Source organism: Pseudomonas sp. TH43, from assembly GCF_016650635.1.
Classification (GTDB): Bacteria; Pseudomonadota; Gammaproteobacteria; order Pseudomonadales; family Pseudomonadaceae; genus Aquipseudomonas.
On record NZ_JAEKFI010000004.1, the window covers coordinates 1,211,661 to 1,225,587 of the forward strand.

The following is a 13,927-nucleotide window of genomic DNA, read 5'->3' on the forward strand; positions in this document are numbered from 1 at the left end:
GAGGTTGAATCGACCAACGGCCTCGGAACAGACAAAAAAGCTGTTATAAAGTTGCGCGCTAACACATAAGAGCCACGCCTAATGCGACCATTTTTCAAGACATGGCTAACCATCTGCCTATTAATGCCACTGGCCGCCCACGCCACCAATCGTGAGCAACGTCTTCCCAACGTCAACGGTTTCACCCCTAAATCCCATGCTTCTGCCCCTTCGAGCAAAAGCAGCAAAAGCAAAACCACCACGCTGAGCAGCAAGAGCCACGGCAAGCTGGTGCCACCGATGGCGAGCAAGGAAAGCAGCAACGTCCTCAGCCGCGCGGTAAACGTCCTCGGTACACCTTATCGTTGGGGCGGCAGCAGCCCAAGTAAAGGCTTCGATTGCAGCGGCCTGGTCAAATACGCGTTCAACGACGCCACGTTCGACCTGCCACGCACTTCCAATGCCATGGCCAGCGGTCATGGCGAGAAGGTCGAGCGCAAGGACCTCAAGCCCGGCGACCTGATCTTCTTCAACATCAAGAGCCGTCGGGTCAATCATGTTGCGATCTACCTGGGCAACGACCGCTTCATCCACGCGCCGCGTCGCGGCAAGTCGGTAAGCATCGACACCCTGAACAAGCCGTACTGGGAAAAGCACTACGTAGTTGCCAAACGCGTATTGCCGAAAGAACCGGCCAGCAAGCAATTGCGCGTGGTTCAGCGCTGATCTGATCAGCTTTAACGCTGCATACAAAAACGCCCCGATCATTGCTGATCGGGGCGTTTTTTATTGCCTGCTCACCGGTTACGCGGCGATCGACAACTTGAGCTTGTTCATCGCGCTCTTCTCGAGCTGACGGATACGCTCGGCCGACACGTTGTACTTCTGCGCCAGGTCGTGCAGCGTGGCCTTCTCTTCTGCCAGCCAGCGCTGGTAGAGGATATCACGGCTGCGGTCGTCCAGCACTTCCAGCGCTTCGTGCAGGTTGTGGTTGGAGTTGTCACTCCAGTCGGCATCTTCCAGTTGACGCGCCGGGTCGTACCGGTGGTCTTCCAGATAGTTGGCCGGCGACTGGAAAGCACTGTCGTCGTCGGCTTCAGCCGCCGGGTCGAAGGCCATGTCATGGCCCGTCAGGCGACTTTCCATCTCGCGCACTTCCCGCGGCTCAACGCCGAGGCTTTCCGCCACACGGTGGACTTCCTCGTTGTTCAGCCATGCCAGACGTTTCTTCTGGCTGCGCAGGTTGAAGAACAGCTTGCGCTGGGCCTTGGTGGTCGCGACTTTCACAATGCGCCAGTTGCGCAGGATGAACTCGTGAATTTCCGCCTTGATCCAGTGCACAGCGAACGACACCAGACGCACACCCATTTCCGGGTTGAAGCGTTTGACGGCCTTCATCAGGCCGACGTTACCTTCCTGGATCAGGTCAGCCTGAGCCAGACCGTAGCCGGAATAGCTACGGGCAATGTGTACGACAAAACGCAGGTGGGCGAGCACCATCTGCCGAGCCGCCCCCAAATCCTGCTCATAGTAGAGACTCTCGGCCAGTTCACGCTCCTGCTCCGGCGTCAGCAATGGAATGCTGTTGACGGTGTGTACATAGGCTTCCAGGTTCGCACCGGGAACCAACGCATACGCAGGTTGCAAAGAATTGGTCATACGAAAAAACCTCCGACTTACAGACTCATGCCTTTCAGCACTGCGAAAAATTGACCGGAAACTCAAGTACAAGTTCCCAAAAAAACCGCGAGGCCAATCACGCGCAAAAAAGATTCTACTTCGGCGCCAGCTCCCTGAGATGACGTGCGACTGCAATCCATGCACCGATATAACCCAACAGCACCGCGCCAAGCAAGAGCGACAGACCGTCGGCAACTGGCACTCCGGCCAGCGCGAAATCACTGCCGTACAAGCCGGCCAGCCCAACCACCGCATCGTTCAGCCAGTTCAGGCCGAACGCCAATACGCCCCAGGACAACAGCCCTGCACCGAAGCCATACAACGCGCCCATATAAAGGAAGGGACGCCGCACATAGCTGTCAGTGCCGCCGACGAGTTTAATCACTTCTATCTCGGTGCGGCGGTTTTCAATATGAAGACGAATGGTATTGCCTATCACCAAAAGTAATGCAGAAACCAACAGCACTGTCAGACCGAAGACAAACCGGTCGCCCAGCTTGAGGATGGCGGCCAGACGCTCGACCCAGACTAGATCAAGTTGCGCCTGTTGTACCTTGGGCAGCTCGGAAAGTTTTTGTCTTAATGCTTCCAGCGTCGGCTTGTCGACCTCGTTCGGGGTCACCAGCACCACGCCCGGCAACGGGTTCTCCGGCAGCTCGCGCAGGGCCTCACCCAATCCGGACTGCTGCTGGAACTCCTCCAGCGCCTGATCGCGGCCGACATATTCAGCATCAGCTACGCCGGGCATGCCTTTGATCTGCTCGCGCAAGGCTTCACCCTGCTGCGGGCTGGCGTCGAGTTGCAGATACAAAGAGATCTGCGCCGCGCGCTGCCACGAACCGCCGAGACGCTCGACGTTGTTGAGCAGCAGCGACAAGCCCATCGGCAGGCTCAGCGCCACAGCCATCACCATGCAGGTGAAGAAGCTGCCGATCGGCTGCTTGCCGAGGCGGCGCAGGCTGTCGAGCAGGCTGGCGCGATGGCTTTCGACCCAGGCACGGAACAACGTGGCGAAGTCCGGGCCGTCGTCTTCGTCGTGTTTTTTCTTCTTCGGCGGCTGCGGATCGGCGGCTTTCGGGGCCACGCGCTCGGAAACCTTCGGACTGCGTGTTGCACTCATTCCCCAGCCTCCCCGTCGCCGATCAATCGGCCGCGTTGCAAGGTCAACATGCGGTGGCGCATGCGTGCGATCAACGCCAGGTCGTGACTGGCGATCAACACACTGGTGCCCAGACGGTTGATGTCTTCGAACACGCCCATGATCTCGGCCGCCAGACGCGGGTCGAGGTTACCGGTTGGTTCGTCGGCCAGCAGCAAGGCCGGGCGATGGACGATGGCGCGGGCAATACCGACGCGCTGTTGCTGACCGGTGGACAGGTCGCCGGGGTACAGATCGGTTTTGTCCGACAGGGCCACACGCTCCAGCGCCGAATCGACACGCTTGGCGATCTCGGCTTTGGACAGACCGAGAATCTGCAGCGGTAACGCGACGTTGTTGAACACCGTGCGATCGAACAACAACTGGTGATTCTGGAACACCACGCCGATCTGCCGACGCAGGAACGGAATCTGCGCGTTGCTGATGGTGCTCAGGTCTTGCCCGGCGAGCAGCAATTTGCCGCTGGTCGGACGCTCCATCGCAAGCAGCAGGCGCAACAGGGTGGATTTACCGGCACCGGAATGGCCGGTGACAAACAAGAACTCGCCACGACGGACTCGAAAGCTCAGCTCATGCAAGCCGACGTGACCGTTCGGGTAGCGTTTACCGACCTGTTCGAAACGAATCATGAACGCTCCCGCTCGGCAAACAGTGCCTGGACAAAGGGTTCTGCTTCAAAAGTACGCAAATCGTCGATGCCTTCACCGACGCCGATGTAGCGGATCGGCAGGCCGAATTGCTTGGCCAGGGCGAAAATCACCCCACCCTTGGCGGTGCCGTCGAGCTTGGTCAGCGCCAGGCCGGTCAGTTCGACGGTCTGGTTGAATTGCTTGGCCTGATTGATCGCGTTCTGGCCGGTGCCGGCGTCGAGCACCAGCAGCACTTCGTGCGGCGCGTCGGCGTCGAGCTTGCCGATCACCCGGCGAACCTTTTTCAGTTCTTCCATCAGGTTGTCTTTGGTGTGCAGGCGACCGGCGGTGTCAGCGATCAGTACGTCGATGCCACGGGCCTTGGCGGCCTGCACGGCGTCGAAGATCACCGAAGCCGAGTCGGCGCCAGTGTGCTGGGCGATGACCGGGATCTTGTTGCGCTCGCCCCAGACCTGCAATTGCTCCACGGCAGCGGCGCGGAAGGTGTCACCGGCGGCGAGCATGACTTTCTTGCCTTCCAGTTGCAGCTTCTTCGCCAGTTTGCCGATGGTGGTGGTTTTGCCGGCGCCGTTGACGCCGACCACCAGAATCACGAACGGCTTGTTCTGCGAGACGATTTTCAACGGTTGTTCGACCGGCTTGAGCATCGCGGCCAGTTCGGCCTGCAGGGATTTGTACAGCGCGTCGGCGTCGGCCAGCTCTTTGCGGGCGACCTTCTGGGTCAGGCGCTGGATGATCTGCGTGGTGGCTTCGACGCCCACGTCGGCGGTGAGCAGACGGGTTTCGAGGTCATCGAGCAGATCGTCATCAATAGTTTTACGGCCAAGGAACAGGCTGGCCATGCCCTCGCCGATGCTGGCGCTGGTCTTCGACAGACCTTGTTTCAGGCGGGCGAAGAAACCGGCTTTGGTTTCTTCGGTGCGCGGAGCTTCGGTGGGCGCTTCAACGGCTGCTTCGGCAACCACTTCAACCGGCACAACTGGCGCAGCGACGACAGGTGCAGGTGCAGGTGCAGGCTCTGGCTGCGCAATGACCGGCGCTGCCGGGGCAACAGCCACCGGGGTAACCGGCTCGGCAACAACAGGCTCAGGGACAACCGGCGCAGGCTCGACAATCGGCTCGACCACAGGCGCCGGAGCAACCTCGGTAACCAACGCGGCAGGCGCAGGAATCACTGGCGTCACGTGCGGCGCAGCCTCTTCAACCAACGCCACTGGCTCTTCCGCCACCGGCAAGGTCAGCCACGGCTCGGCCGCCGGCGTCAGTGGCAACTCGGCCACCATTGGCGCTTCTGGCTCGGGCTCGGGCTCGGGCTCGGGCTCAACCGACGGTTGCAACACCGGCTCGGCAATCGGCAGGACAATCGGCGCCGGCTCTTCTTCTACAACAGGCGCAGGTGCCGGGGCGGGCTCAGGAATCGCGGGCGGCTGTTCGACGACGGGTTGCTGCGGTTTCTTACGCAGCCATCCGAACAGGCTTTTCTTCTCGCCAGCCGCAGCTGGGGTCTTCTTGTCGTCGTTGGAACCAAACATGGAGGACGGCTATCTCACGGTAGCGACGCGCCATAAGGGCGCCCCGGCAAATAAATATTCGATGCAGAACAGACTGTGTTTCATCCAGCTTGTTCACGCGCAACATTTTGTCGAGGCGCCACAGGCACCTCAAAGGTCGATTAATACGAAGGACTGGAACGGCATCGTCGGCGAAAACGCAGAGTTTAGCTGACAAACTCAAAGCTTCTGCCGGAAACCCATACAACCTATCGACCGATCAGTGGCCTGATAGGCGTGGCCGCCAGTAAAACGGATCAGTATCCTAGCACCTCCTCGCCCGCCTAGGCTAAGACCAAGCGGGCAGCCCAACAGGTTAAAAAACGAATGAATGCTCTAGCCCGCCGCGCCGCAGGCCTGCTGCTCAGCACAGTCTGCCTGCCCCTTTCGGCCCTGGCGGCCGACCCGCAACCGACTCACGAATTCACCCTCGACAACGGCCTCAAGGTCGTCGTGCGCGAAGACCATCGCGCGCCAGTGGTGGTCTCGCAGGTCTGGTACAAGGTCGGCTCCAGCTACGAAACCCCGGGCCAGACCGGTCTGTCACACGCGCTTGAGCACATGATGTTCAAGGGCACCGAAAAAGTTGGCCCCGGCGAAGCGTCGCTGATCCTGCGCGACCTCGGCGCCGAAGAGAACGCTTTCACCAGCGACGACTTCACCGCTTATTACCAGGTGCTGGCCCGCGACCGTCTGGGCGTAGCGTTTGAGCTGGAAGCCGACCGCATGGCCAACCTGCGCCTGCCGGCCGACGAATTCGCCAAGGAAATCGAAGTCATCAAGGAAGAGCGCCGTCTGCGCACCGATGACAAGCCGATGTCCAAAGCCTACGAGCGCTACAAAGCCATGGCCTACCCGGCCAGCGGCTACCACACGCCCACCATCGGCTGGATGGCTGACCTCGACCGGATGAAGGTCGAAGAACTGCGCCACTGGTACCAATCCTGGTATGTGCCGAACAACGCCACGCTTGTAGTGGTCGGCGACGTTACCCCGGACGAAGTCAAAACTCTCGCCCAGCGCTATTTCGGCCCGATCGCCAAGCGCGACGTGCCACCGGCGAAAAAACCGCTGGAACTGGCCGAGCCCGGCGAGCGCCAGATCACCCTGCATGTACAAACCCAGCTGCCTAGCCTGATGCTCGGTTTCAATGTGCCGAGCATCGCCACCGCTGAAGACAAGCGCTCGGTCAACGCTCTGCGCCTGATCTCGGCACTGCTCGACGGTGGTTACAGCGGCCGTATCCCGACACAACTGGAGCGCGGCGAAGAGCTGGTGTCCGGCGGTTCGTCGAGTTACGACGCCTACACCCGTGGCGACAGCCTGTTCACCCTGTCGGCAACCCCGAACACGCAGAAGAAAAAGACCATGGCGCAAGCCGAGGCCGGCCTGTGGAAACTGCTGGAGCAGCTGAAAACCACCGCGCCGTCCGCCGAAGAGCTGGAGCGCGTGCGTGCGCAAGTGATCGCTGGTCTGGTCTTCGAACGTGACTCGATCACCAGCCAGGCCACCGCCATAGGCCAGCTGGAAACCGTCGGCCTGTCGTGGAAACTGATGGACACCGAACTCGCCGATCTGGAAAGCGTCACTCCGCAAGATATCCAGAACGCCGCCAAGCTGTATTTCACCCGCGAACGTCTCAGCGTCGCCCACGTCCTGCCACTGGAGACGACTCATGAGTGAGCGCAAATCCCCACGCCTGCTGCTCGGCCTGATTGCTGTCGCAGTGATCGGCTCTGCCGCCTTCTACCTGACGCCAAGCGCTGACAGCAAGGCCAGCGAAGCCCTCGACAACGCCAAGTCCAGCCAGAAACTGCAATCGCTGGCCGAACTCGACGGCAAGGCCCCGGCCAGCCGCAAGCTCGACGTGCAAACCTGGAACACCGCCGAAGGCGCCAAGGTAATGTTCGTCGAAGCCCATGAGCTGCCGATGTTCGACATGCGCTTGATCTTTGCCGCCGGCAGCAGCCAGGACGGCAACGCGGCAGGTCTGGCGGTGCTGACCAACGCGATGCTCAATGAAGGTGTCGCCGGCAAAGACGTCGGTGCTATCGCTCAGGGCTTTGAAGGCCTCGGTGCCGATTTCGGCAACGGTGCTTTCAAGGACATGGCGCTGGCCTCGCTGCGCAGCCTGAGTGCTCCCGACAAACGCGAACCGGCGCTGAAACTGTTCGCCGAAGTGGTCGGCAAACCGACCTTCCCGGCCGACTCGTTCGCACGCATCAAGAACCAGATGCTGGCCGGTTTCGAGTATCAGAAACAGAACCCCGGCAAACTCGCCAGCCTCGAACTGATGAAGCGTTTGTATGGCGATCATCCGTACGCGCATTCGAGCGACGGCAACCCGCAGAGCGTACCGAAGATCACCCTCGCGCAGCTGCGTGAGTTCCACGCCAAGGCCTACGCGGCCGGCAACGTGGTGATCGCGCTGGTCGGCGACTTGTCCCGCGCGGAAGCCGAGGCAATTGCCAATCAGGTGTCCACTGCCCTGCCGAAAGGTCCGGCGCTGGCGAAGATCGCTCAGCCGCAGGAACCGAAAGCCAGCGTCAATCACATCGAGTTTCCGTCCAAACAGACCAACCTGCTGCTGGCGCAACTGGGCATCGACCGCGATGACCCGGACTACGCCGCCCTGTCGATGGGCAACCAGATCCTTGGTGGCGGTGGTTTCGGCACGCGGTTGATGAGTGAAGTCCGCGAAAAACGTGGCCTGACCTACGGCGTGTACTCGGGTTTCAGCCCGATGCAGGCGCGCGGGCCGTTCATGATCAACCTGCAGACCCGCGCAGAAATGAGCGAAGGCACCCTGAAACTGGTGCAGGACGTGCTCGCCGACTACCTGAAAAGCGGTCCGACGCAGAAAGAACTCGACGACGCCAAACGCGAACTCGCAGGCAGCTTCCCGCTGTCCACCGCAAGCAACGCCGATATCGTTGGCCAACTCGGCGCCATGGGCTTCTATAATCTGCCGTTGAGCTATCTGGACGACTTCATGCGTCAGTCGCAGAGCCTGACCGTGGAACAAGTCCGCGACGCCCTGAACAAACACCTGAGCACGGACAAAATGGTCATCGTCACCGCTGGCCCGACTGTGCCGCAAAAGCCGTTACCGGCCCCTTCTGATAAACCTGCCGAGCAACCGCTCGGGGTTCCGGAGCATTAATGGCTACTCGTCCCAAAAAACCGCTTCACAACGTGCATAACGGCGTGAACCAACTGCGCATCATTGGCGGCCAATGGCGCAGCCGCAAGCTGAGCTTCCCCGACGCGCCGGGCCTGCGCCCGACGCCGGACCGAGTGCGTGAAACCCTGTTCAACTGGCTGGCGCCGTACGTTGAAGGGGCCAAGGTGCTTGATCCGTTCGCCGGCAGCGGCGCGCTGTTTCTCGAAGCGCTGTCGCGTGGCGCGGCCATGGGTCAGGCGCTGGATGCCAGCAACATCGCGGTGTCCAGCCTGAAAGAACACCTCGGCACGCTGCGCTGCACCAACGGCCAGGTGCAAACTGCCGACGCCCTGCGCTATCTGGAAACCCAGACGGCGACACCGTTCGATCTGGTGTTCCTCGACCCGCCGTTCAACCAGAATCTGTTGCCCGCCGTTTGCACGCTGCTGGAAGAGCGTCAGTGGCTGGCTCCCGACTCGTGGATCTACACTGAAAGCGAAACGGCGCCGTCGACGCTGGGTCTGCCGGGCAACTGGCGCCTGCACCGCGAGCAAAAATCCGGGCGGGTTTATTACGCCCTCTGGCAGCGCACGGCGGAGATCGCCGGCTAACCCAATGCGCGCGAGCTCTCTCGCCACCATGAGCCTGTGTACTCTGGAAATTGACTAACAGCGGTGGGGCCTCTTCCCATCGCTGCATCGAGAACCATCGTGTCCGCCTCTTCAGAACGCTTCACCCCCGCCTTCGGCCTCGGCAATCCGCACCTGCAAACCTTGTGGGGGCCGCTGTGGCGCAAAACCGTACACATCGAACGTGAGCGCGAGCGCTTGTGGCTTGAGGATGGCGACTTTCTCGACCTCGACTGGCATGGCCCGCATAGCGCCGACGCGCCGTTGGTGCTGGTACTGCACGGGCTGACCGGTTCCTCCAATTCTCCCTACGTGGCCGGCGTGCAAAAGGCCTTGGCCGATCAAGGCTGGGCCAGTGTCGCGCTGAACTGGCGCGGTTGCTCGGGCGAGCCGAATCTGTTGCCGCGCAGCTACCACTCCGGCGCCAGCGAAGACCTCGCTGAAACCATCAAACACCTGCGCGCCAAGCGTCCGTTGGCGCCGCTGTACGCAGTCGGCTATTCACTGGGCGGTAATGTTCTGCTCAAGCACTTGGGCGAAACCGTCAGCGCCAGCGGTGTGCTCGGTGCGGTAGCGGTTTCTGTGCCGTTTCGACTCGATCAATGTGCCGACCGCATCGGCCAGGGATTTTCCAAGGTCTATCAAGCGCACTTCATGCGCGAAATGGTCGCGTACATAAAAAACAAACAACGCCAGTTTCAGCATGACGGGCGCGAGGATGGACTGGCCGCGTTGGCAGCCCTGGGCTCACTGGAAAACATGCGCACGTTCTGGGACTTCGATGGTCGGGTGACCGCGCCATTGCACGGTTTCGATGATGCCGAAGACTACTATCGCCGGGCTTCGAGCCGTTATTTCCTCGGCGAGATTCGTACGCCGACCCTGATCATTCAGGCCGCGGACGATCCGTTTGTATTTCCCCATAGCCTGCCGTCGGCCGATGAACTGTCTGCCACCACGCAATTCGAGTTGCAGGCCAAGGGCGGGCATGTCGGTTTTGTCGATGGCTCGTTCCGCCAGCCTGCCTATTACCTAGAGCGGCGCATACCTCAGTGGCTGGCCAGCGTGCCCTCATGAGCGATCAGGGCGAGTCGATCCGCTTTTGGCAAACCGCGCCATTGGCCGGGGTCGAACTGCTCTCGGCACGCTACATCGACCATCGCTTCGCCCCGCATGTGCACGACGGTTTTGTGATCGGCATGATCATGGCCGGCGCCCAGCGCTACCGTTATCGCGGCGCCGAACACCTGGCAGGCAGTGGCACGCTGGTGTTGATCAATCCGGATGAACTGCACACCGGGCACAAGGGCACCGAGGATGGCTGGCGGTACCGGGCGTTCTACCCCGAGACCGGCAAGATCATTTCGTTGTTGGAGGAGCTGGAACTGTCCACCAGCAACCTGCCGGCGTTTGGCAACACGCTGTACCGCGACCCGGATCTGGTCAGTGGCTTCGCGCAGTTGCACCGCTTGCTCGAAAGCCCCGCCACGGCGCTGCAACAGCAAACGGTGTGGCGCGAGATGATGTTGCTGCTGTTGCAGCGCCACGCGGCGGTGCGAGATCTCGCCAACCCCGGCAAGGAGCATCGCGCGGTGCTGATCGCCAAGGATCTGCTGCATGCGCAACTGGCCGCGCCACCGTCGCTGGAAGAACTCGCGGCGGCGGTGAGTTTGTCGCCGTTCCACTTCGCCCGGGTGTTCCGCCGCGCAACCGGCATGCCGCCGCACACCTGGCTGATGCAGCAGCGCATTGCCCGGGCGCGGGCCTTGTTACAGAGTGGGTGCTTGCCGCTGGAAGTCGCGACACAGTTGGGGTTTGCCGACCAGAGCCACCTGAGCCGACAGTTCAAGCAGGCTTATGGCGTCGGCCCCGCCGCATACCGCAGTGCCCGCCTTAAAAGCTAAAAGATCGCAGCCGGCGGCAGCGCCTACATGGAATGCATTCCAATGTAGGCGCTGCCGCAGACTGCGATCTTTTGATCTTATTCGCCGGTGGCAATACCGCGCGAAGGTTCGTTGATCCACTCGCTCCAAGACCCGGCGTACAACGATCCCAAGGGATACCCCGCCAGGCACAACGCAAACAGGTTATGACACGCCGTGACCCCGGAGCCGCAATAGGCAACCAATTCCGCTGGCGAACGTTGATCCAGTTTCGCCGCAAACCGCTGCTTCAACTGATCCGCCGGCAGGAACCGACCATCGCTCCCCAAGTTCTCGGTGAACGCTGCGCATTGTGCGCCCGGAATATGCCCGGCCACCGGATCAATCGGCTCGACCTCACCTTTAAAGCGCGGCAACGCCCGCGCATCGAGCAACGTCAGGCTCGGCTGGCCGAGGCGCTGCTGCAATTGCTCGGCACTGAGCAGCAAGCCCATGTCCGGCTGCCCACTGAAATCGCCACGGCTGACCGTTGGCGCATCCAGACTCAGCGGCAACCCCGCCGCATGCCAGGCCTTGAGCCCGCCATCGAGAATGAACACGCCATCGCGCTTGCCCAGCCACGCCAGCAACCACCACGCCCGCGCCGCATAGGCACCGGGGCCGTCGTCATACAGAACCACGTCACTGTCGGCATTGATGCCCCAGGCTTGCAGACGCTCGATCAACGCTGCCGGTTCAGGCAACGGATGGCGCCCGGTTACACCCTTGAGCACTTTGCCGCTCAGGTCACGCTCAAGATCGGCGAAGCTCGCGCCGGCAATGTGCCCTTCGGCGTAGCTGCGCTGCCCGTAATCAGGATCTTCGAGGGCAAAACGACAATCGAGAATCACCAGCCCCGGCTGTTCCTTACGGGCATCCAATGCTTGCGGGCTGATCAGTTGCGCAATCGGCATAACGGGCTCCTGTGGGGTTGCAACGGTAATGTTTACTTTACGTCTTCGAGGGCCTGAGCCAGCGACACGTAGAACTCGTCGAACAGCGCATTGACCTGGTCTCGCGCCTCATCAGTGACAAACCCGGCCTCCAGCACCAACACCTGATAAACGCCACGTTTAACAGCTTGCTCGCTCAAGTGATTGGAGTTCTCGCGGGTGGTGCACAGAAAACGCACCCACGACGTCAGGATGATCCAGGCATTGAGGGTCAGGGATTCGATCTGCACGCGATCCATCTTGAGGATCCCGGCGGCGACAAAACCTTCGTAGATCGCCGCGCCTTGAATCACGCAGCGCTGGGAGAAGCGCCGATAGCGCGCCGCCAGTTCGGCATCGCTGTCGAGCAGATGCTCGAGATCGCGATGCAAAAAGCGGTAACGCCACATCGCCGAGAGCAGTTCCTTGAGATAGAAACGCTTGTCTTCGACCGTCGCGGCGCGTCCCTGCGGCGGGCGCAGAAAGCTGTCTACCAAGGCCTCGTACTCGCTGAACAGTACCGAGATGATCGCCTGCTTGTTAGGGAAGTGGTAGTACAGATTGCCCGGAGAAATCTCCATATGGGCAGCGATGTGGTTGGTGCTGATGCTGCGCTCGCCCTGCTGATTGAACAGCTCGAGGCTGTTCTGCACGATGCGCTCGCTGGTTTTTATTCGTGGGGCCATGGCTTGAGCTTTAATTCAGAGTGCGGTGAGGGGCATCTTACGACCTATCCGGAAATGGATAAAACAAAGCTGCACAAGGAAGTCATTTGACTTTATAGAGCATAGACTCTAAAAAGTTCCTCACTACAATAAATCCGGAGCCTACGATGACTGCCGATATTGCCTACCTGCAAACGCTGCAACAGCCATTGGAAGAGCTTGATCGGCTATTCGCAGCGCAACGCACCGCTTACGCTGCCAATCCTATGCCGCCCGCCGCCCAACGCCAGCAGTGGCTGAAGAGCTTGCGCGAGTTGTTGAGCAGCGAACGTCAGGCTTTGATCGACGCCATCAGCACCGACTTCAGTCATCGCAGCGCCGACGAGACCTTGCTCGCCGAATTGATGCCGAGCCTGCACGGCATTCATTACGCCAGTCGCCACCTCAAGGGCTGGATGAAACCTTCGCGGCGCAAGGTCGGCATGGCATTCCAGCCGGCGTCAGCGAAGGTGGTTTACCAGCCGCTGGGCGTGATCGGTGTCATCGTGCCGTGGAACTACCCGCTGTATCTGGCCATCGGCCCATTGGTCGGCGCGCTGGCAGCGGGTAATCGGGTCATGCTCAAGCTCAGCGAATCGACCCCGGCCACCGGGCTGTTGCTTAAACAACTGCTGGCGAAGGTGTTTCCCGAGGATCTGGTCTGCGTGGTACTCGGCGAGGCGGACGTCGGCGTCGCATTCTCGCGCCTGCCCTTTGATCATCTGCTGTTCACCGGTTCCACCAGCGTCGGCAAGCACGTGATGCGCGCTGCCGCCGAGAATCTCACCCCGGTCACCCTCGAACTGGGCGGCAAGTCCCCGGCAATCGTCTCACGCGACGTGCCCTTGAAGGATGCCGCCGAGCGCATCGCCTTCGGCAAAACCCTGAATGCCGGACAAACCTGCGTCGCCCCCGACTACGTGCTGGTGCCGGAAGACCGTGTCGGTGGTTTCGTCGAAGCCTATCGTCAAGCCGTGCAAAGCTTTTACCCCAACCTCGCCGACAATCCGGATTACACGGCGATCATCAACGAACGCCAGTTGGCGCGACTCAATGGCTACGTCAGCGATGCAACCAGCAAGGGCGCGCTGCTGATTCCGCTGTTCGAGCAAGGCCAGGGCCGACGCATGCCGCACAGTGTGCTGCTGAATGTCAGCGACGACATGACCGTGATGCAGGACGAGATTTTCGGTCCTTTGCTGCCAATCGTGCCGTATCAGGATCTGCAGCAGGCATTCGCTTACATCAATCAGCGCCCACGACCTCTGGCTCTTTACTACTTTGGCTACGACAAGCGCGAACAGAACCGTGTGCTGCACGAAACCCACTCCGGCGGGGTCTGCCTGAACGACACCTTGCTGCATGTGGCGCAGGACGATATGCCGTTTGGCGGCATCGGCCCGTCCGGCATGGGCCATTACCACGGGCATGAAGGCTTCCTGACGTTCAGCAAGGCCAAAGGCGTGCTGATTAAACAGCGCTTCAACGCGGCCAAACTGATTTATCCGCCTTACGGCAAATCGATTCAGAAACTGATCCAGAAACTGTTCATTCGCTAA

General features: G+C 60.8%; 14 protein-coding genes. 8 read left to right on the plus strand and 6 right to left on the minus strand.

The window, feature by feature from the left end; all coding sequences use genetic code 11:
- Positions 1 to 81 precede the first annotated feature (81 nt).
- Positions 82 to 705, plus strand: a complete 624-nt coding sequence (locus JFT81_RS21905) for a C40 family peptidase (protein WP_201147624.1) — start codon at positions 82 to 84, stop codon at positions 703 to 705.
- 78 nt (positions 706 to 783) lie between these two features.
- Here the strand turns inward: JFT81_RS21905 and rpoH are convergent, their stop codons facing one another.
- The 4 genes from rpoH to ftsY form a co-directional block, all read right to left on the minus strand.
- Positions 784 to 1,638, minus strand: coding sequence for an RNA polymerase sigma factor RpoH (gene rpoH, locus JFT81_RS21910; protein ID WP_007897890.1), 855 nt, complete (start codon positions 1,636 to 1,638; stop codon positions 784 to 786).
- 115 nt (positions 1,639 to 1,753) lie between these two features.
- Positions 1,754 to 2,779 carry a permease-like cell division protein FtsX gene (ftsX, locus tag JFT81_RS21915; RefSeq protein WP_201229000.1) on the minus strand — a complete coding sequence of 342 codons (1,026 nt, stop codon included), beginning with the start codon at positions 2,777 to 2,779 and terminating at the stop codon, positions 1,754 to 1,756.
- Positions 2,776 to 3,447: a cell division ATP-binding protein FtsE gene (gene ftsE, locus JFT81_RS21920; RefSeq protein ID WP_008065082.1), complete on the minus strand. Its 672-nt coding sequence runs from the start codon at positions 3,445 to 3,447 to the stop codon at positions 2,776 to 2,778. The genes ftsX and ftsE overlap by 4 nt, the downstream gene beginning before the upstream one ends.
- Positions 3,444 to 5,000 (minus strand): signal recognition particle-docking protein FtsY, encoded by a 1,557-nt coding sequence (gene ftsY, locus JFT81_RS21925; protein ID WP_201229001.1) that lies wholly within the window; start codon positions 4,998 to 5,000, stop codon positions 3,444 to 3,446. Before ftsY ends, ftsE begins: the two co-directional genes overlap by 4 nt.
- Between ftsY and JFT81_RS21930 the strand changes: the two genes are divergently transcribed.
- The 6 genes from JFT81_RS21930 to JFT81_RS21955 all read left to right on the plus strand — a co-directional run bounded on the left by JFT81_RS21930 (position 4,999) and on the right by JFT81_RS21955 (position 10,714).
- Positions 4,999 to 5,193 (plus strand): hypothetical protein, encoded by a 195-nt coding sequence (locus tag JFT81_RS21930; RefSeq protein ID WP_025112092.1) that lies wholly within the window; start codon positions 4,999 to 5,001, stop codon positions 5,191 to 5,193. The two genes, ftsY and JFT81_RS21930, sit on opposite strands and share 2 nt — an antisense overlap.
- 152 nt (positions 5,194 to 5,345) lie before the next feature.
- Positions 5,346 to 6,701, plus strand: coding sequence for a pitrilysin family protein (locus tag JFT81_RS21935; RefSeq protein ID WP_201229003.1), 1,356 nt, complete (start codon positions 5,346 to 5,348; stop codon positions 6,699 to 6,701).
- Positions 6,694 to 8,181: a pitrilysin family protein gene (locus JFT81_RS21940; RefSeq protein WP_201229004.1), complete on the plus strand. Its 1,488-nt coding sequence runs from the start codon at positions 6,694 to 6,696 to the stop codon at positions 8,179 to 8,181. Before JFT81_RS21935 ends, JFT81_RS21940 begins: the two co-directional genes overlap by 8 nt.
- Entirely contained in the window at positions 8,181 to 8,792 is a 612-nt protein-coding gene (gene rsmD, locus JFT81_RS21945; protein WP_201229005.1) for a 16S rRNA (guanine(966)-N(2))-methyltransferase RsmD, read from the plus strand. The genes JFT81_RS21940 and rsmD overlap by 1 nt, the downstream gene beginning before the upstream one ends.
- 99 nt (positions 8,793 to 8,891) lie before the next feature.
- A complete protein-coding gene (locus tag JFT81_RS21950) occupies positions 8,892 to 9,887 on the plus strand; it encodes a hydrolase (protein WP_201229006.1) in 996 nt (331 codons plus the stop codon).
- A complete protein-coding gene (locus JFT81_RS21955) occupies positions 9,884 to 10,714 on the plus strand; it encodes an AraC family transcriptional regulator (protein WP_201229007.1) in 831 nt (276 codons plus the stop codon). The genes JFT81_RS21950 and JFT81_RS21955 overlap by 4 nt, the downstream gene beginning before the upstream one ends.
- Positions 10,715 to 10,791: 77 nt before the next feature.
- Here JFT81_RS21955 and JFT81_RS21960 read toward each other — a convergent pair whose 3' ends face one another.
- Together JFT81_RS21960 and JFT81_RS21965 are read right to left on the minus strand one after the other, a co-directional pair.
- Positions 10,792 to 11,646 carry a sulfurtransferase gene (locus JFT81_RS21960; protein WP_201229008.1) on the minus strand — a complete coding sequence of 285 codons (855 nt, stop codon included), beginning with the start codon at positions 11,644 to 11,646 and terminating at the stop codon, positions 10,792 to 10,794.
- A 32-nt stretch (positions 11,647 to 11,678) separates the two neighbouring features.
- Positions 11,679 to 12,350 carry a TetR/AcrR family transcriptional regulator gene (locus tag JFT81_RS21965; RefSeq protein WP_201229009.1) on the minus strand — a complete coding sequence of 224 codons (672 nt, stop codon included), beginning with the start codon at positions 12,348 to 12,350 and terminating at the stop codon, positions 11,679 to 11,681.
- 146 nt (positions 12,351 to 12,496) lie between these two features.
- On the opposite strand from JFT81_RS21965, the gene JFT81_RS21970 reads away from it, so the two are divergent.
- On the plus strand, positions 12,497 to 13,927 hold the full coding sequence (locus tag JFT81_RS21970) for a coniferyl aldehyde dehydrogenase (protein WP_201229011.1): 1,431 nt from the start codon (positions 12,497 to 12,499) through the stop codon (positions 13,925 to 13,927).